The organism is Pseudomonas sp. NPDC089408 (genome assembly GCF_044749445.1).
Lineage (GTDB): Bacteria > Pseudomonadota > Gammaproteobacteria > Pseudomonadales > Pseudomonadaceae > Aquipseudomonas.
In genome coordinates, this window is record NZ_JBIVHY010000002.1 from 321869 (window position 1) to 339095 (window position 17227).

Below are 17227 nucleotides of genomic sequence, written 5' to 3' on the forward strand. Positions count from 1 at the left end.
TCACTCCACGAACAGGCAGGCGGGTTGTTCGAGCAGGCCACGCACGGCCTGGATGAACAGTGCGGCGTCCATGCCATCGACCACACGGTGGTCGAACGAACTGGACAGGTTCATCATCTTGCGCACGACGATCTGGCCGTCGATCACCACCGGCCGCTCGACCATGCGGTTGACGCCGACGATTGCCACTTCCGGGGTGTTGACCACCGGTGTGCTGACGATACCGCCCAGCGCGCCAAGGCTGGTCAGGGTGATGGTCGAACCAGACAGCTCTTCGCGGCCGGCCTTGTTGTTGCGCGCTGCAAAAGCCAGGCGCGAGATTTCGCCAGCGTTGCTCCACAGGCTGCCGGCTTCGGCATGGCGCAGCACCGGTACCATCAGGCCGTTGTCACCTTGGGTGGCGATGCCCACATGCACCGCGCCATGGCGGGTGATGACCTGCGCTTCGTCGTCATAGGTGGCGTTGATCTGCGGGAAGTCACGCAGAGCCACCACCAGTGCGCGCACCAGGAACGGCAGCAGGGTCAGCTTGCCACGGCTGTCGCCATGCTTGCTGTTGAGTTGCTGGCGCAGGGCTTCCAGGGCGGTGACGTCGATTTCTTCCACGTAGCTGAAGTGCGCGACCCGGCGCTTGGCGTCCTGCATGCGCTGGGCGATTTTGCGGCGCAGGCCGATGACCGGCACCTGCTGGGTGTCGGTGCGCTTGGCATAGCCATTCGATGCCTGCCCGCCACTGCTTTGCGGCTTGCTCATGAAGGCGTCGAGGTCTTCGTGCAGGATGCGCCCGGCCGGGCCGCTGCCATGCACGTAACGCAGTTCGATACCGGCATCCAGGGCGCGCTTGCGCACCGCCGGCGAGGCCAGTGGCCTCTCGCCCGGCTGGCGCGGCACGATCGGGGCTGACGCGTGGTTGGCAGGCGCCTGGTACGCTGCAGGTTTTACTTCCTGCTGTGGCGCTGGCTTGGCTGCCACAGGGGCAGCAGGTGCAGCGGCCTCGACCGGTTTGGCCGTTGGTACATCCACATGGTTGCCGCTGCCTTCCACTTCGATGCGGATCAGCTCGCTGCCGACCGCCATCACTTCACCCGGCTGGCCACCCAGGGCCAGCACCTTGCCGCTGACCGGCGAAGGGATTTCCACAGTGGCCTTGTCGGTCATGACATCGGCCACCACCTGGTCCTCGGCGATGATGTCGCCGACCTTGACGAACCATTCCACCAACTCGACCTGCGCGATGCCTTCGCCAATGTCCGGCATCTTGATGACGTGCGTGCCCATTCAGACCTCCATGACCTTTTTCAGTGCCGCACCTACCCGCGAAGGCCCTGGGAAGTAAGCCCATTCCTGTGCGTGAGGGTAGGGGGTGTCCCAACCGGTGACGCGCTCGATCGGCGCCTCCAGGTGGTGGAAGCAGTGTTCCTGCACCAGCGACACCAGTTCGGCACCGAAGCCGCAGGTACGGGTGGCCTCGTGCACCACCACGCAGCGGCCGGTCTTTTTCACCGACTCGACGATGGTGTCCAGGTCCAGCGGCCACAGGCTGCGCAGGTCGATCACTTCGGCGTCGACGCCGCTTTCTTCGGCGGCCACCTGGGCCACATATACGGTGGTGCCGTAGGTCAGCACGGTCACGTCATTGCCTGGGCGGGTAATGGCGGCCTTGTCCAGCGGTACGGTGTAGTAGCCGTCGGGCACGGCACTGTGCGGGTGCTTCGACCACGGGGTTACCGGGCGGTCGTGGTGGCCGTCGAACGGGCCGTTGTACAGGCGCTTGGGCTCAAGGAAGATCACCGGGTCGTCGCATTCGATCGAGGCAATCAGCAGGCCTTTGGCGTCATACGGGTTGGACGGCATGACCGTGCGCAGGCCGCACACCTGAGTGAACATCGCTTCTGGGCTCTGGCTGTGGGTCTGGCCGCCATAGATACCGCCGCCGCAAGGCATGCGCAGGGTCAGCGGGGCAATGAACTCGCCGGCCGAACGGTAACGCAGGCGCGCCATCTCGGAAACGATCTGGTCGGAAGCCGGGTAGAAGTAGTCGGCGAACTGGATTTCCACCACCGGGCGCAGGCCGTAGGCGCCCATGCCCACGGCGGTGCCGACGATGCCGCTCTCGGAGATCGGGGCGTCGAACACACGCGACTTGCCGTACTTGGTCTGCAGGCCCTCGGTGCAGCGGAACACGCCGCCGAAGTAACCGACGTCCTGGCCGTACACCACTACATTGTCGTCGCGCTCAAGCATGACATCCATGGCCGAGCGCAGGGCCTGGATCATGGTCATGGTAGTGGTGGCCATGGCGGTTTCCGGGTTGATGCTGTTGTTGTGGTCGTTCATCTCAAACCCCCAGTTCCTGGCGTTGACGGCGCAGGTGGTCGGGCATTTCCTTGTACACGTCCTCGAACATCGAGGCGGCGCTCGGGATATGACCATTGGCCAGGGTGCCGTACTGTTCGGCTTCCTTCTGCGCGGCGATGACCGCGGCTTCGAACTCCGCCGTGGTGGCCTGGTGTTCTTCCTCGGACCAGTGGCCGATCTTGATCAGGTGCTGCTTCAGGCGGGCGATCGGGTCGCCCAGCGGGAAGTGGCTCCAGTCATCGGCGGGGCGGTACTTGGACGGGTCGTCGGAGGTCGAGTGCGGCCCGGCACGGTAGGTGACCCACTCGATCAGGCTTGGGCCAAGGCCACGGCGGGCGCGCTCGGCGGCCCAGCGCGAGGCGGCGTACACGGCGACGAAGTCGTTGCCGTCAACCCGCAGCGAGGCAATGCCGCAACCTACGCCACGGCCGGCAAAGGTGGTCGACTCGCCACCGGCAATGGCCTGGAAGGTCGAAATCGCCCACTGGTTGTTGACCACGTTGAGGATCACCGGGGCGCGGTACACGTGGGCGAAGGTGAGGGCGGTGTGGAAGTCCGACTCGGCGGTGGCGCCGTCGCCGATCCACGCCGAGGCAATCTTGGTATCGCCCTTGATCGCCGACGCCATGGCCCAGCCGACGGCCTGCACGAACTGGGTCGCCAGGTTGCCGCTGATGGTGAAGAAGCCGGCCTCGCGTACCGAGTACATGATAGGCAACTGGCGGCCCTTGAGCGGGTCGCGCTCGTTGGACAGCAGCTGGCAAATCATTTCGACCAGCGACACGTCGCGGGCCATCAGGATGCTTTGCTGGCGGTAGGTCGGGAAGCACATGTCGGTGCGGTTCAGCGCCAGCGCCTGGCCGCTGCCGATGGCTTCTTCGCCCAGGCTCTGCATGTAGAAGGACATTTTCTTCTGGCGCTGGGCAACCACCATGCGGCTGTCGAAGATGCGCGTCTTGAGCATGGCGCGCATGCCCTGGCGAAGAACGTGCGGGTCGATGTCTTCGGCCCACGGGCCTTGCGCGTTGCCTTGCTCATCGAGCACGCGGACCAGGCTGTAGGACAGGTCGGCGGTGTCGGCAGCATCGACATCGACTGGGGGTTTACGGGCTTGACCTGCGTCGTTCAGGCGCAGGTAGGAGAAATCGGTCTGGCAGCCTGGCCGGCCGGTGGGCTCGGGCACATGCAAACGCAGGGGGGCGTACTCGTTCATGCTTTTTACGCTCGCTCGGGGTATTTGTTTTTGTGAGCTCTGAAGCGGCCGCCGCTGAGTACCGGCTTGTGACTGGTAAGTCAGCGTCCTCTACATCTTAGTGGCCCGGCAGGAGAATTTTTCTCTCAAGTTGATTGCCTTTGCCGTGCGGGGCAGATAAACATTCCGCATAAACATAAAAAACCGGTGATTTTGTCTCATGCGCAAACTTGATCGTACCGATATAGGCATTCTCAACAGCCTGCAGGAGAACGCCCGCATCACCAACGCCGAGCTGGCACGCTCGGTAAACCTGTCGCCCACGCCCTGCTTCAACCGGGTGCGGGCCATGGAAGAACTGGGGGTGATCCGCCAGCAGGTGACCTTGCTGTCGCCCGAAGCGCTGGGGCTGGATGTGAATGTGTTCATCCATGTCAGCCTGGAGAAGCAGGTTGAGCAGTCACTGCACCGTTTTGAGGAAGAAATTGCCGAACGGCCCGAAGTGATGGAGTGCTACCTGATGACCGGCGACCCGGATTACCTGCTGCGGGTACTGCTGCCGAGCATCCAGGCGCTGGAGCGTTTTCTCGATTACCTGACGCGGTTGCCGGGGGTGGCCAATATCCGGTCAAGCTTTGCCTTGAAGCAGGTGCGCTACAAGACTGCATTGCCGTTGCCGGCCAATGGCATGACCTTGCGGGAATAGGGTTTGCCTGTGCCGGCCCTTTCGCGGGTAAACCCGCTCCCACAACGATCGTTGTAGGAGCGGGTTTACCCGCGAAAGGGCCGGCACAGGCACCACAGAGTGCTGCTTGATATTTTAAACACCTCCAGCCTATGTTGTTGTCAGCCTACAACAACAAGGATAAGCGTCATGAGCACCGCTCAGCTCCAGGGCATCGATGAAATCGAATGCGTCACCCCCGACCTCAATGGCGTCCCGCGCGGCAAGGTGATGACCGCAGAAGGTTTCCTCGAAGGCCGCCGCCTGCAGATGGCCCGGGGTGTACTGCTGCAATGCATCATGGGCGGCTACCCGCCAGCGAAGTTCTACGGCAGCGACGACGGCGACCTGGCACTGGTGGCCGAGCCCAGCCAGGTCCATCGCCTGCCCTGGAGCAGTGACGGCCGCGCCCTGGCCATTTGCGATGCCAATGAGCTGGATGGCCGGCCATCCGCGCTATCCACCCGTGGCCAGCTCAAGGCGGTGATCGCCCGCTATGCAGCGCTAGGCCTGGCGCCGGTGGTGGCGACCGAGCTGGAGTTCTTCGTCTTTGCCGCCAACAGCGACCCGCTGCAGCCGTTCCAGCCACCGCTGGGTATCGACGGCCGCCGCGAGCTGGGCCATTCGGCATTCAGCGTCAGCTCCAACAACGGCCTGCGCCCGTTCTTCAACGAGGTGTACCAGTGCATGGCCGCGCTGGGCCTGCCGCGCGACACCTTCATGCACGAAATGGGCGTCAGCCAGTTCGAGATCAACCTGCTGCACGGCGACCCGCTGCTGCTGGCCGACCAGACCTTCCTGTTCAAGCACCTGCTCAAGGAAGTGGCGCTCAAGCACGGGCTGAGCGTGGTGTGCATGGCCAAGCCGCTGGCGCACACGCCCGGCAGCTCCATGCACGTTCACCAGAGCCTGGTGGACGTGGCCAGCGGGCGCAACGTGTTCAGCGATGAGCAAGGCTTGGCGACCGACACCTTCCACCACTTCATTGGTGGTTTGCAGGCGTGCCTGGCCGACTTCACTGCGTTGTTCGCCCCCAACGTCAACTCCTACCAGCGCCTGTGCCACCCCTATGTCTCACCGAACAACGCCTGCTGGTCCGAGGACAACCGCGCCGCCGGCCTGCGCATCCCGGCCAGTGCACCGGTGGCGCGGCGGGTGGAAAACCGCCTGCCCGGCGCCGATGCCAACCCGTACTTGGCCATCGCCGCCAGCCTGGCCGCCGGGCTGCACGGCATTGAACAGCGCCTGCAGCCTTCGCCGGCCATTCAGGGCGAGTTCCAAGTGCCCGAGCACCTGAGCCTGCCGTGCACCTTGCATGCAGCGCTGGAGCGCCTTAAGCGCAGTACGCTGGCGCGGGAACTGTTCGGCAGCGAGTTCATCGAAGGCTACATCGCCAGCAAGACCCTGGAGCTGACTGATTTCTTCGACGAGATCACCCCATGGGAGCGCCGGGTGCTGGCGGCACAAGCCTGATCGCGACACGACCTGCACCGGACACGCCCCCACTGCGCCAAATCGCTGAAAGGGGGCCTGCGCCGGGCGGTTTTTGCCCTTATGCTGCTAGCACCCCCCGCCACCTGATCAAGGGAGCTTCACGGGACCTATGCGAAATATATGGAAGCCGTTTCAGTCGTTGTATTTCGCCGCGCTGATGATGTTGATCGGTTCGGGCCTGCTCAGTACCTACCTGGCCTTGCGCCTGGCCGCCGACCATGTCGACAGCCTGTGGATTGGTGCGCTGATGGCCGCCAACTATTTCGGCCTGGCGTTGGGTGGCAAGGTCGGCCACCGGTTGATCGGCCGGGTAGGGCACATACGCGCGTATGCCACCTGCGCCGGCATCGTCGGCGCTGCGGTGCTCGGCCATGGCCTGACCAGCTGGCTACCGGCCTGGGTCGGGCTGCGCATGATCGTCGGCCTGGGTATGATGTGCCAGTACATGGTCATCGAGAGCTGGCTGAACGAGCAGGCCGATGTGAAGCACCGTGGCGCGGTGTTCAGCGGCTATATGATTGCCTCGTACCTGGGCCTGGTGCTTGGCCAGCTGATCCTGGTGGTGCACCCGCAGCTCGGCCCGGAACTGCTGATGCTGGTCGCCATGTGCTTCGCCCTGTGCCTGGTGCCGGTGGCGATGACCCGGCGCATTCACCCGGCGCCGTTGCGCCCGGCACCGATGGAACCGAAGTTCTTCATCAAGCGCGTGCCGCAGTCGCTCAGCACGGTGCTGGGCTCGGGGCTGATCGTTGGCTCGTTCTACGGCCTGGCGCCTTTGTATGCCTCCAGCCAGGGCATGACCACCGAGCAGATCGGTCTGTTCATGGGTAGCTGCATTTTTGCCGGCTTGCTGGTGCAGTGGCCGCTGGGCTGGCTGTCGGACCGCTATGACCGCGCGGTACTGATCCGCAGCGTGGCGGTAGGCCTGGCGCTGGCGGCTGCGCCGTTGGCGATCCTGCCCAGCGTGCCGCTGGAATTGCTGTTCGGCATCGGCTTCCTGATTTCCTTGCTGCAGTTCTGCCTGTATCCGCTGGCGGTAGCGTTTTCCAATGACCATGTGGAAAGCGAGCGGCGGGTTTCGTTGACCGCGATGTTGCTGGTGACCTATGGCGTGGGTGCCTGTATCGGGCCATTGGCGGCTGGCGTGCTGATGAAGGTGCTGGGGCCGCAGATGCTGTATGCCTTCTTTGTGTTCTTTGCGCTGGTGCTGGTGTGGCGCATCCGACCGAAAGCGGTTACCGGCCTGCACCAGGTGCAGGACGCCCCGTTGGGCCACGTAGCAATGCCGGCGGCCGGCTCGCCGTTGTCGGCAGCGCTGGACCCACGGGTGGATGAGCAGACTGTGCAGGATGTGATGCAGGCACCGGTGGCGGCGGAGGATACCGAGGCGGAAGAGAAAGGGGCCGAGCAGCAGGCGCCCGAGCCTGAGGAGACCAGTAAATCAGTGTAAGCCTGTGCTGGCCCTTTCGCGGGTAAACCCGCTCCTACAGGGTTTTGCACAGATTTCAGAATCGGCGCGTACCCTGTAGGAGCGGGTTTACCCACGAAAGGGCCGGCACAGCAGAAACACAAACTAAAACGCCACCTCGAAAGGTGGCGTTTCTGTTCTACCGGCAGGCGATCAATAGTCGTCCTTGTCGAACCGCCGCGCCTCACGCTGCAGCTGGTATACAAAGCTCTCGATCTTGCGCTGTGCCTGCCCGCTGAGGTTGTGGAAGCGCACCCCGGCAAAGGTGGTGTTGATGCGCTCTTCATAGTGCAGGTGGCGCAGCTCGACCATGGTATCGACCAGGCCCAGCGGGTTGCCTGCCTTGAAGCGCTCATACACCTGGCCCAATTGCAGGCGGTCTTCGACATTGCCCTCGAAGCGCAGCTTGCAGCCGGTGGCGGAGATATCCAGCAGCTTGCCACGCAGGGCGCCGTTGCCCTTGAGGTGGGTGCCATCGAAGATGATGTCGACCAGTTGCGACAGCTTCAGCGCGGCGCGGAAGGCGTTGCGGCGCTGGTGGTAGGTCATCTCGAGCGGCAGGGCGCCGCTGTAGCAGCGGTGGCCGTTGACTTCGCTGATCTTCAGTTCGTGGTCGCATTCCCAGGCGATGCGCACACCATCGTGGAAGCCTTCGACGCGGAAGTGCTCACCGTTCTCGATAAACTTCTCGCCGTCACGGGGGATCATCTCGTCCAGGGCCAGGGTGTTGCTTTCACGGTCCACATGCACCACGTAGCTCTGGAAGCGCTGGCTGCGGTCATTGAAGGTGATGATCAGGGGGTCGTGGCTTTCCTGCAGCTGCCGCAAGTTAGCCGCAATCTCCAAGGGGGTGCTCAGCACCTTTGGCGGTTGCGGGGCATCGGATTCATTGAACACGGCTTATCGTTCTCCAGGCAAAAGCAACACACGCAATTAACGGCATTTTGCCAGTATGTTCCGTGCCTTGACAGAAAAATCAGACTTGGCTGAGGGCCCTTGGTTTGGCCAGCAGTGAGGTGCCGCCACGGCTGTCGTACAGTGACGGCGCATCGCCGCCCTGCAGGATGCGAATCTGGTTGTTGGTGGCATGTTGTTGCACCTGGATGATCCGGCCATTGGTCTGGTTGACCTGCTGGCAGTCGTCCATCAGTTGCGACAGCATGTCGAGCCGCTGCAGTAGCGTGTCGCCATGTGACGATTGCGCGGCCACGGCCTGTACACCACTGCGGTCGGCACTGAGGCCGAGGCTGGCGAGCAACTGGCTGCGGCGCTGGCCATGCTGCTCGAGCAAGATGATCAGCGACTGCTTGCGCGCCAGGATCTGTTCCAGCAGCGGCATGTCGCGGCCATGCAGGGCGATCGCTTCCTGGTGCAGAAGGTCGCGCAGTTCCTGCATCGGGGCAATGTCATCTTCGATCAGTTGCAGCAAGGTGGTGTCGTGCATGGCTAACTCTTGGCTTTTCTAGCGTCCGTGAAGTCAGCGCGCCGTACGGTCAGCGCTGGGCTTCGAAATCGAGCAGTTTGCTGGCGACCCGGCCGGCATCGACCTGATAGCTGCCGTCGGCGATGGCCTGTTTCAACTGGGCCACGCGGGCGCTGTTGACTACCGGCTCGTCGCGCAGCTTGTCGCTGATCTTTTGCAACTGCTGGGCCTCTTGGCTGAGGTGTACCGCTTCTCCGCTGGCGCCGGTGTCTTTCACCGCTTCCTGGCTGGCTGCCGGTTTTTCGGCGCTGCCGGACGCGGTGTTGCCGCGCACGCCGCCCGTGACGGACGGAGAGTTATTCAAACGACTGAAGTCGATGACCATGATCAGAAACCTCTGGGTATTTGGACGCTTGCCTAGTTTTCGGCCAACCCGAAAGAAACTTTAGGCACAAATGCACAGCCGCCTGTCAGCAAGCTCGCGGACCCGTGTTCTGACACAGTTTAGAAAAAGCAGTTCCTCCCTGCCAGCGCAATCTGGCAGCTAGCTTACATACTGACTTCGACCTGGCCCGGGCCGGTGACCCTGGCCTTGACCACCCGTTTCGAGTTGAGGTTGCGTACCCGTATCTGTTCGCTCAGGCCGCCCTTGCTCAGGGCCTCGCCGGGCATGCGCACACTCAGGCTGCCGCTGCGTGCGACGATCACCACCTGGTCGCCCTTGCGCACCACTTCGGCCTGTTCCAGGTGCTGCGGGGTGAGCACCTGGTCGATCACCGTCGGGCGCAGCATCTTCATGCCAACGGCCTGGTCCATTTCGGTCAGAAAACCCTGGCCCAGGGTACCGACATCCCGTTCACGCAGGGCCACGTCGCCTTCGCCCACGGTGTTGTCACGCTTGAGCGGGCGGGTAACCACCACCACGTCGCGGAACAGCCGCACGGTGGCCGGCACGAACACGGTCCACGGCGCCGTACCGTTGCAGCGGACTCTCACCGTTACCCGGCCCAGCGGCTGGGAGGGGCTTTCCAGCGAGGCGTCCAGCTGCTGGCTGCACAACGGCATGCGCAGGCGTGGGTCCAGCGAGTTGACCTGGATTTCATAACGGCCGGCGGTCTGGGTGGTGGCCAGGTAATCTTCGACGGTAAATTCAAGAAACCCTTGGGTGACGCCGATAAGTTGTTCAGGCAAGGTAAACGCGTCCGCTACCGTGCGAGCGCCGGGCGCCAGCAGGCACAGTGCGGCCAGCGAGCCAGTCAGCAGGCGCGTCAATCGTCGGGAAAATGTCGTTTTCGTGTGCATGACCCTCAAAAAAGCAAAGCCCGTGCCGACTCGCTACCTGAGTTGCAACGAAAGGCTGAAATGAAAAGGAGTCTGGCATGGCGGGTGTTATGGATTCGGTCAACCAGCGCACGCAGCTGGTGGGGCAGAATCGCCTGGAGTTGCTACTGTTCCGCCTCAACGGCGAACAGCTTTACGGCATCAACGTATTCAAGGTCAGGGAAGTGCTGCAATGCCCTGCGCTGACCCTGTTGCCCAAGGCGCACCCGGTGGTGCGCGGGGTTGCCAACATTCGTGGGGCGACCATCCCGATCCTCGACTTGTCGATGGCTACCGGGTTGCGTCCACTGCAGGAAGACACGCGCAAGAGCTTCGTGATCATCACCGAGTACAACACCAAGACCCAGGGTTTCCTGGTGCACTCGGTGGAGCGCATCGTCAACATGAACTGGGAAGAGATCCATCCACCACCCAAGGGCACTGGCCGTGACCATTACTTGACGGCGGTCACCCGGGTGGATAACCGCATGGTCGAAATCATCGACGTGGAGAAAGTGCTGGCCGAAGTGTCGCCGTCGTCCGAGTCGGTGTCTGCCGGGGTGATCGATGCCGAGGTGCAGGACAAGGCCGTGCTGATGCGGGTGCTGACCGTCGACGACTCGTCGGTGGCGCGCAAGCAGGTCAGCCGTTGCCTGCAGACCGTGGGGGTGGAAGTGGTGGCGCTCAATGACGGCCGTCAGGCGCTGAACTACTTGCGTCAGCTGGTGGATGAGGGCAAAAAGCCGGAAGAAGAGTTCCTGATGATGATCTCGGACATTGAAATGCCGGAAATGGACGGCTATACGCTAACGGCGGAGATCCGCAGCGACCCGCGCATGCAAAAATTGCACATCTGCCTGCATACTTCGCTTTCCGGGGTGTTCAACCAGGCAATGGTCAAGAAGGTCGGCGCTGATGACTTCCTGGCCAAGTTCAAGCCGGACGACCTGGCCCAGCGGGTGGTCGACCGGATCAAGGCAGCGCATTGAAGCCGCCGGGGCAGCCCCCCGGCACCAGTGATTGAAAAGAGGCGGCAGTAGTGTCTACGGGTAATTTGGATTTCGAACAGTTCCGGGTCTTCCTGGAAAAAGCCTGTGGCATCTTGCTGGGCGAAAATAAGCAGTACCTGGTTTCCAGCCGTCTCAACAAGCTGATGGAACAACAGGGTATCAAGAGCCTGGGCGAGCTGGTGCAGCGCATCCAGGCCCAGCCGCGCGGCGGTTTGCGCGAGCAGGTGGTCGATGCCATGACCACCAACGAGACCCTGTGGTTTCGCGACACCTACCCGTTCGAAGTGCTGAAGAACAAGGTCATCCCCGAGTTCATCCGCAACAACCCTGGCCAGCGCCTGCGCATGTGGTCGGCGGCCTGTTCGTCGGGGCAGGAGCCTTACTCCATCTCGATGGCCATCGACGAGTTCGAGCGCAGCAACCTCGGCCAGCTGAAAATGGGCGCGCAGATCGTTGCCACGGACCTGTCCGGCACCATGCTGAACAACTGCAAGACCGGTGAGTACGACAGCCTGGCGATTGCCCGCGGGTTATCGCAGGAGCGCCTGCAGCGCTACTTCGACCCCAAGGGGCCGGGGCGCTGGGCGGTGAAGCCGGCGATTCGCAGCCGCGTCGAGTTCCGCTCGTTCAACCTGCTCGACAGCTACGCCAGCCTGGGCAAGTTCGACATCGTGTTCTGCCGCAACGTGCTGATCTACTTCTCGGCGCAGGTAAAGCGGGACATCCTGCTGCGCATTCACAGCACCCTGAAGCCGGGCGGCTACCTGTTCCTCGGCGCCTCGGAGGCGCTGAACGGGTTGCCGGACCATTACCAGATGGTGCAGTGCAGCCCAGGGATTATTTACCAGGCCAAGTGAACCAGAAGCCGGCAACGAAAGTTGCCGGCTTTTTGTTTGCCTGTGCTGGCCTCTTCGCGGGTGAACGCGCTCCCACAGGTTATGCACCACCCTTAAGGGCAGCGATGCACCTGTGGGAGCGGGTTTACCCGCGAAGAGGCCAGCGCAGGCAACAAACCTGACGTCAATTTTTTGTTTTGCCGCTTTTGCCATCCGACAATTGCCGCTTTCGCCGCCCAAGGCGGAAGGCCTTTGCCGCTTTTCTGGCATCACTCTGATAGCACCGCACCCCGCAGCCCCGCAATTTCGGGCTTTTCTAGGGTTGGCACAGCCCTTGCTATACCTTGCTCAACGAAATTCCGGTCAACCTCTGAAGGTTTCCCCGACATGAGCATCAGCTTCGACAAGGCGCTTGGTATCCACGAAAAGGCCCTGGGCTTCCGCGCCCAGCGCGCCGAAGTGCTGGCCAACAACATCGCCAACGCCGACACGCCCAACTACAAGGCGCGTGACATGGACTTTTCTTCGGTGCTGGCCGCCGAAACCAGCAAGCAGCAAAGCGGCCGCTTCGCCATGGACCGTACCAACAGCCGGCACATCGAAGCCGAAGGCCTGGCCGTCGCCGCTGATGACACGCTGAAGTACCGCACGCCGCTGCAGCCTTCGATCGACCAGAACACCGTTGACGCGCAGATCGAGCAATCGAACTACACCGAAAACGCCATTGGCTTCCAAGCCAGCTTCACGTTGCTCAACAGTAAATTCAAAGGGCTGGTTTCCGCCCTGCGGGGAGAATGACCATGTCCCTTTCCAGCGTTTTCAACATTGCCGGTAGCGGCATGAGTGCGCAGAACACGCGCCTGAACACCGTGGCCTCGAACATCGCCAACGCCGAGACCGTGTCGTCGAGCATCGACCAGACCTACCGTGCCCGCCACCCGGTATTCGCCACCACCTTCCAGGATGCGCAGGCCGGCGGCAGCCAGTCGCTGTTCGAGGACCAGGGCGAAGCAGGGCAGGGCGTGCAGGTAAAAGGCATCGTCGAAGACCAGAGTACCCTTGAGGCCCGCTACGAGCCGAACCACCCGGCGGCGAACAAGGACGGTTACGTTTACTACCCGAACGTCAACGTGGTCGAGGAGATGGCTGACATGATCTCTGCCAGCCGCGCGTTCCAGACCAATGCCGAGCTGATGAACACGGCCAAGAGCATGATGCAGAAAGTCCTGACCCTGGGGCAGTGATAGGAAGCCGACATGACCACTACCAATTCCACCACCGACGTCGGTAGCGCCTATCTGACCTCGCTGCAAAAGCAGCAGAGCAAGAACAGTGACAGCACCGGCGCCGCCGGCAGCGCGCTGGGCAAGGACGCGTTCCTGCAGTTGCTGGTTACCCAGATGCAGAACCAGAACCCCCTCGACCCGCAGGAAAACGGCGAATTCGTCGCCCAGTTGGCGCAGTTCAGCAGCCTCGAAAGCATGCAGTCGCTGAACGACTCGGTGCTGTATATCGCTGCAGGGCTGCAGTCTTCCCAGGCTTTGCAGGCGTCGTCGCTGGTCGGGCGCAACGTGATTGTCGAAACCGACAAGGCCGTGGTCGACACCGGCAAGGGGCTGAACGGCTCGGTCAACCTCACGTCTTCCAGTACGGCCACCTCGGTCGGCGTCTACGACAAGGACGACAAGCTGATCCGCACCATCGACCTGGGTACCCAGAAAGCCGGCAAGATCGACTTTACCTGGGATGGCCTGGACGATGACGGCGAAGTCGCGGCCGACGGTACCTATACCTTCAAGGCCACTGCCTCGATCGATGGCAAGGCCACCGCCATGACCACCAACCTGCCGGCTTCGGTGACCAGTGTGACCATGGGGACCAACGGTTCTGAGATGACACTCAACCTGGCCGGGCTGGGCAGTGTTGCGCTTTCCAAAATCCAAAGCATCGGCATCTAGGGCCTGAGCAAAACGACAGGAGTTTCACATGTCTTTCAATATCGGCCTTAGCGGCCTCTATGCAGCAAACAAGGCCCTGAGCGTTACCGGCAACAACATTGCCAACGTCGCCACCACCGGCTTCAAGTCGTCGCGCGCCGAGTTCGCCGACCAGTACTCCAATTCCATTCGGGGTACCAGTGCCGGCAAGACCGTGATCGGTACCGGCGTGAAGACCGCTGCGGTTTCGCAGCTGTTCACGCCAGGCAACATCAATGCCACGGGCCAGGCGCTGGACATGGCCATTGACGGCAATGGCTTCTTTGCCCTGAACGATAACGGCTCGAAGATCTACACCCGTGCTGGCGCGTTCTACAGCGACAAGGAAGGCTATGTGGTGAATGCCGGGGGTGCAAACCTGCAGGGGTATGCGGTGGGTGAGGATGGCAAGGTCATTCAGGGTATTCTGACCAACCTGCAGATTGATACCTCGAACCTGACGCCGAAACCGACCAGCCTCATCACCGAGAAGATCAACCTCAACTCGGGTGCGACCGCCCCTGCGGTAACGCCGTTCGACCCCACCAACGCCAGTTCCTACAACTTCACGTTCAACACCCCGGTGTACGACAGCCAGGGTAACGAACACCAGATGAACCAGTACTTCATCAAGGACGACACCACCAACACCTGGTCGATGCACACCACCATCGATGGCCGCAACCCGGCTGACCCGGCCTCGACCACGCCGTTGGTTAACGCGGTGCCGTTCAAATCCGATGGCACGCTGGACAAAGATGCAATGGCTGCGGGCGCGGTCGTCGGCGGCTTGACCATTGGCGAAGACAAGATATTCAGGCTCGACAACTGGATTCCGGCGCAGAAAAACGCCGCTGGCGAGTGGTCGGCCAATGGCGCCATCGCCAATGCCGACGGTGTGAAGCTGGACATGCTGGGGGCTACCCAATACAACTCGGCCTCCGCAGAAGTTGCCAAGACTCAGGATGGCTACGCCACCGGTGAGCTGTCCGGGCTGAGCATTGACCAGAGCGGTTACCTGTTTGCCAGCTTCACCAACGGCAAGGACAAGGTGATTGGCCAGGTGGCGGTTGCCAGCTTCGCCAACATGCAGGGCTTGACGCCGATTGGCGGTACCAACTGGAAAGAGTCCTACGCCTCGGGCGTGCCGGTGGTCGGCGCGCCGGACACCGGCACCCTCGGGCAGATTTCCGGTGGTGCGCTGGAAGACTCCAACGTCGACCTGACTGGCGAACTGGTCAACCTGATCAAGGCGCAGAGCAACTACCAGGCTAACGCCAAGACCATTTCCACCGAAAGCACCATCATGCAGACCATCATCCAGATGACCTGATGATGGCTGGGGCTGCTGCGCAGCCCGTCGCGACACAAGGCCGCTCCTACAGGTGATCGCGATCCCTTGTAGGAGCGGCCTTGTGTCGCGATGGGCCGCAAAGCGGCCCCAAAATCTTGAAGGTTTACGCCAATGAAACGGCTATCGCTAATCGCCTTGCTCCCTTTGCTGGTACTGGCACTGTCGGCGCCAGCTGCCCCCGCCCCGTTCTACCTATGGCAAAGCCTGGTCACCGGCCGCTACCTGTGCGTGGCCCACAACCCGGGCAAAGGCTGGGTGCGCCATGCCGGCCCCTACAACAATGCGGCTTGCCGCAGCCATTGAGCAAACCTTTGCCGCAGGCGGCAAACATCCGCCGACAAACTGACGGTTATTGCCCCTTGCCACGCTGAAAGCCCCGGAAAACGGGCGTTGCAGACTTGGTTCGATTATTGCTTTGAACCTGCCCAGTGACAGCGCGGCAGCCACGCGCAGAGGAGATACTGTGGACAAGTTGCTTTATGTGGCCATGACCGGCGCCAGCCAGAACGCGCTGGCGCAGAAGGCCCACGCCAACAATCTGGCGAACGTTTCCACCACCGGTTTTCAACGCGACCTGGAACAGGCCCGTTCAATGCCGGTGTTCGGTGACAGCTTTCCGGCGCGCGCCTTTGCCATGACCGAGCGCCCGGCGACTGATTTCAGCCAAGGCCCATTGGTCGAAACCGGCCGCGACCTCGACGTGGCCGTGACCGGCAACGGCTTCATTGCCGTGCAGGCCCCGGACGGCAGCGAAGCCTATGTGCGCACCGGCAGCCTGAACATCGATGCCCTCGGTGTGCTGCGTGCCGGCAACGGCATGCCGGTGATCGGCAACGGTGGCCCGATTGCCATTCCGCCGGAACAGAAGGTTGAAGTGGGCGCCGACGGTACCCTCAGCATTCGCTCGATGGGTGAAGACCCAAGGGTGATCGCCGAGGTCGACCGTATCAAGCTGGTCAACCCCGATACTAAAGGCCTGGAGAAGGGCCTGGACGGTCTGATCCACACCACCTCCGGCCAGCCGGCCGATGCCGACGTCAATGTGCGGGTGGTGGCGGGCTTTCTGGAAGGCAGCAACGTCAACGCTGTCGAGGAAATGACCTCGGTGCTGGCGCTGTCCCGCCAGTTCGAACTGCACGTCAAGATGATGAACACGGCCAAGGAAGGCGACGAAGCCATGGCTCGGGTTTTGCAAATCGGCTAATCACTTTTGAACGGGTGCCGTAAAACAGGCGCACGAGGAGAAACTACATGCTTCCGGCTCTTTGGGTCGCTAAAACCGGCCTGTCCGCCCAGGACACCAACCTGACGGTCATTTCCAACAACCTGGCCAACGTCTCGACCACCGGCTTCAAGCGTGATCGCGCCGAGTTCGCCGACCTGCTGTACCAGATCAAGCGTCAGCCTGGCGCCCAGTCCACCCAGGACAGCGAGCTGCCCTCCGGCCTGCAGGTGGGTACCGGTGTACGCATTGTCGGCACCCAGAAAAGCTTCGTCGCGGGTAGCCTGCAAACCACCGAAAACCCGCTGGACATGGCGGTCAACGGCCGTGGTTTCTTCCAGGTCCTGCAGCCGGACGGCACCGTTTCCTACACCCGTGACGGTACCTTCCACCTGAACTCCGACGGCCAGATCGTCACCGCCAACGGCTACGCCCTGGAGCCTGCCGTGGTCGTGCCGAACGACGCGCAGACCTTCACCGTGGGCACCGACGGCACGGTATCGATCACCACCGCTGGCAACCCGGCTGCGCAGGTGATCGGCAACATCCAGACCGCCGACTTCATCAACCCGGCTGGCCTGCAGGCGATTGGCGACAACCTGTTCCTCGAAACTGCCGCCAGTGGCGCGCCGCAAGTCGGCACACCAGGCCTGAACGGTTTCGGCACTACCCAGCAGCAGACCCTGGAAAACTCCAACGTCAGCACCGTGGAAGAGCTGGTGAACATGATCACCACCCAACGCGCCTACGAGATGAACTCCAAGGTCATCTCCACCGCCGACCAGATGCTGTCGTTCGTCACCCAGCAGCTGTAAGTAGCCTTGTACTGTCGTTACACCCGTGCCCGTGA

Annotated in this window: 19 protein-coding genes; 12 read left to right on the top strand and 7 right to left on the bottom strand. The window is 62.3% G+C overall.

Annotated elements, in window-relative coordinates; translation table 11 throughout:
- The 3 genes from ACIP02_RS04815 to ACIP02_RS04825 are packed head-to-tail and all read right to left on the bottom strand — an operon-like array spanning position 1 to position 3571.
- Complete coding sequence (locus ACIP02_RS04815) at positions 1–1278, bottom strand: dihydrolipoamide acetyltransferase family protein (RefSeq protein ID WP_400613739.1); 1278 nt, start codon at positions 1276–1278, stop codon at positions 1–3.
- Complete coding sequence (locus tag ACIP02_RS04820; RefSeq protein WP_012273542.1) at positions 1279–2337, bottom strand: alpha-ketoacid dehydrogenase subunit beta; 1059 nt, start codon at positions 2335–2337, stop codon at positions 1279–1281. It abuts the gene before it with no gap.
- Between the two features lies 1 nt (position 2338).
- Entirely contained in the window at positions 2339–3571 is a 1233-nt protein-coding gene (locus ACIP02_RS04825) for a 3-methyl-2-oxobutanoate dehydrogenase (2-methylpropanoyl-transferring) subunit alpha (RefSeq protein ID WP_400613741.1), read from the bottom strand.
- A 199-nt stretch (positions 3572–3770) separates the two neighbouring features.
- Here ACIP02_RS04825 and bkdR point away from each other — a divergent pair, with 199 nt between their 5' ends.
- The 3 genes from bkdR (at position 3771) to ACIP02_RS04840 (ending at position 7218) form a co-directional block, all read left to right on the top strand.
- Positions 3771–4256 carry a Bkd operon transcriptional regulator BkdR gene (gene bkdR, locus ACIP02_RS04830; RefSeq protein ID WP_012273540.1) on the top strand — a complete coding sequence of 162 codons (486 nt, stop codon included), beginning with the start codon at positions 3771–3773 and terminating at the stop codon, positions 4254–4256.
- 249 nt (positions 4257–4505) lie between these two features.
- The gene (locus tag ACIP02_RS04835; RefSeq protein WP_400614149.1) at positions 4506–5747 is read left to right on the top strand and encodes a glutamine synthetase family protein; all 1242 of its coding nucleotides are present in this window, start codon (positions 4506–4508) and stop codon (positions 5745–5747) included.
- 130 nt (positions 5748–5877) lie between these two features.
- A complete protein-coding gene (locus tag ACIP02_RS04840) occupies positions 5878–7218 on the top strand; it encodes an MFS transporter (RefSeq protein ID WP_400613744.1) in 1341 nt (446 codons plus the stop codon).
- A 171-nt stretch (positions 7219–7389) separates the two neighbouring features.
- Here ACIP02_RS04840 and ACIP02_RS04845 read toward each other — a convergent pair whose 3' ends face one another.
- The 4 genes from ACIP02_RS04845 to flgA all read right to left on the bottom strand — a co-directional run bounded on the left by ACIP02_RS04845 (position 7390) and on the right by flgA (position 9961).
- Positions 7390–8133 (bottom strand): flagellar brake protein, encoded by a 744-nt coding sequence (locus ACIP02_RS04845; protein ID WP_400613747.1) that lies wholly within the window; start codon positions 8131–8133, stop codon positions 7390–7392.
- Positions 8134–8212: 79 nt separating this feature from the next.
- The gene (locus ACIP02_RS04850; RefSeq protein WP_400613749.1) at positions 8213–8680 is read right to left on the bottom strand and encodes a flagella synthesis protein FlgN; all 468 of its coding nucleotides are present in this window, start codon (positions 8678–8680) and stop codon (positions 8213–8215) included.
- A 49-nt stretch (positions 8681–8729) separates the two neighbouring features.
- Entirely contained in the window at positions 8730–9044 is a 315-nt protein-coding gene (gene flgM / locus ACIP02_RS04855; protein ID WP_400613751.1) for a flagellar biosynthesis anti-sigma factor FlgM, read from the bottom strand.
- Between the two features lie 164 nt (positions 9045–9208).
- Positions 9209–9961, bottom strand: coding sequence for a flagellar basal body P-ring formation chaperone FlgA (flgA, locus tag ACIP02_RS04860; protein ID WP_400613753.1), 753 nt, complete (start codon positions 9959–9961; stop codon positions 9209–9211).
- A gap of 77 nt (positions 9962–10038) precedes the next feature.
- Between flgA and ACIP02_RS04865 the strand changes: the two genes are divergently transcribed.
- The 9 genes from ACIP02_RS04865 to flgG all read left to right on the top strand — a co-directional run bounded on the left by ACIP02_RS04865 (position 10039) and on the right by flgG (position 17192).
- Complete coding sequence (locus ACIP02_RS04865; RefSeq protein ID WP_400613755.1) at positions 10039–10968, top strand: chemotaxis protein CheV; 930 nt, start codon at positions 10039–10041, stop codon at positions 10966–10968.
- Between the two features lie 50 nt (positions 10969–11018).
- Complete coding sequence (gene cheR, locus ACIP02_RS04870; RefSeq protein WP_012273532.1) at positions 11019–11846, top strand: protein-glutamate O-methyltransferase CheR; 828 nt, start codon at positions 11019–11021, stop codon at positions 11844–11846.
- Between the two features lie 366 nt (positions 11847–12212).
- Positions 12213–12623, top strand: coding sequence for a flagellar basal body rod protein FlgB (gene flgB, locus ACIP02_RS04875; protein WP_266028885.1), 411 nt, complete (start codon positions 12213–12215; stop codon positions 12621–12623).
- 2 nt (positions 12624–12625) lie between these two features.
- Positions 12626–13069, top strand: coding sequence for a flagellar basal body rod protein FlgC (flgC, locus tag ACIP02_RS04880; RefSeq protein ID WP_026034446.1), 444 nt, complete (start codon positions 12626–12628; stop codon positions 13067–13069).
- A 12-nt stretch (positions 13070–13081) separates the two neighbouring features.
- Positions 13082–13783 (top strand): flagellar hook assembly protein FlgD, encoded by a 702-nt coding sequence (gene flgD, locus ACIP02_RS04885; RefSeq protein WP_400613759.1) that lies wholly within the window; start codon positions 13082–13084, stop codon positions 13781–13783.
- A 28-nt stretch (positions 13784–13811) separates the two neighbouring features.
- Positions 13812–15134: a flagellar hook protein FlgE gene (gene flgE / locus ACIP02_RS04890; protein ID WP_400613761.1), complete on the top strand. Its 1323-nt coding sequence runs from the start codon at positions 13812–13814 to the stop codon at positions 15132–15134.
- Positions 15135–15266: 132 nt separating this feature from the next.
- Positions 15267–15458 (top strand): hypothetical protein, encoded by a 192-nt coding sequence (locus ACIP02_RS04895; protein ID WP_400613763.1) that lies wholly within the window; start codon positions 15267–15269, stop codon positions 15456–15458.
- 160 nt (positions 15459–15618) lie between these two features.
- Complete coding sequence (gene flgF / locus ACIP02_RS04900) at positions 15619–16359, top strand: flagellar basal-body rod protein FlgF (RefSeq protein WP_400613766.1); 741 nt, start codon at positions 15619–15621, stop codon at positions 16357–16359.
- Between the two features lie 47 nt (positions 16360–16406).
- The gene (gene flgG, locus ACIP02_RS04905; RefSeq protein ID WP_400613768.1) at positions 16407–17192 is read left to right on the top strand and encodes a flagellar basal-body rod protein FlgG; all 786 of its coding nucleotides are present in this window, start codon (positions 16407–16409) and stop codon (positions 17190–17192) included.
- The last annotated feature ends 35 nt before the right edge of the window (positions 17193–17227 follow it).

Bases quoted from the DNA above. Each gene is read 5' to 3' on its own strand.
- ACIP02_RS04815 (WP_400613739.1), bottom strand. From the start codon at position 1,278: ATGGGCACGCACGTCATCAAGATGCCGGACATTGGCGAAGGCATCGCG.
- flgM (WP_400613751.1), bottom strand. From the start codon at position 9,044: ATGGTCATCGACTTCAGTCGTTTGAATAACTCTCCGTCCGTCACGGGC.
- ACIP02_RS04820 (WP_012273542.1), bottom strand. From the start codon at position 2,337: ATGAACGACCACAACAACAGCATCAACCCGGAAACCGCCATGGCCACC.
- flgD (WP_400613759.1), top strand. From the start codon at position 13,082: ATGACCACTACCAATTCCACCACCGACGTCGGTAGCGCCTATCTGACC.
- bkdR (WP_012273540.1), top strand. From the start codon at position 3,771: ATGCGCAAACTTGATCGTACCGATATAGGCATTCTCAACAGCCTGCAG.
- ACIP02_RS04865 (WP_400613755.1), top strand. From the start codon at position 10,039: ATGGCGGGTGTTATGGATTCGGTCAACCAGCGCACGCAGCTGGTGGGG.
- ACIP02_RS04840 (WP_400613744.1), top strand. From the start codon at position 5,878: ATGCGAAATATATGGAAGCCGTTTCAGTCGTTGTATTTCGCCGCGCTG.
- flgG (WP_400613768.1), top strand. From the start codon at position 16,407: ATGCTTCCGGCTCTTTGGGTCGCTAAAACCGGCCTGTCCGCCCAGGAC.
- ACIP02_RS04895 (WP_400613763.1), top strand. From the start codon at position 15,267: ATGAAACGGCTATCGCTAATCGCCTTGCTCCCTTTGCTGGTACTGGCA.
- flgC (WP_026034446.1), top strand. From the start codon at position 12,626: ATGTCCCTTTCCAGCGTTTTCAACATTGCCGGTAGCGGCATGAGTGCG.
- ACIP02_RS04825 (WP_400613741.1), bottom strand. From the start codon at position 3,571: ATGAACGAGTACGCCCCCCTGCGTTTGCATGTGCCCGAGCCCACCGGC.
- flgB (WP_266028885.1), top strand. From the start codon at position 12,213: ATGAGCATCAGCTTCGACAAGGCGCTTGGTATCCACGAAAAGGCCCTG.
- ACIP02_RS04835 (WP_400614149.1), top strand. From the start codon at position 4,506: ATGACCGCAGAAGGTTTCCTCGAAGGCCGCCGCCTGCAGATGGCCCGG.
- ACIP02_RS04850 (WP_400613749.1), bottom strand. From the start codon at position 8,680: ATGCACGACACCACCTTGCTGCAACTGATCGAAGATGACATTGCCCCG.
- flgA (WP_400613753.1), bottom strand. From the start codon at position 9,961: ATGCACACGAAAACGACATTTTCCCGACGATTGACGCGCCTGCTGACT.
- flgE (WP_400613761.1), top strand. From the start codon at position 13,812: ATGTCTTTCAATATCGGCCTTAGCGGCCTCTATGCAGCAAACAAGGCC.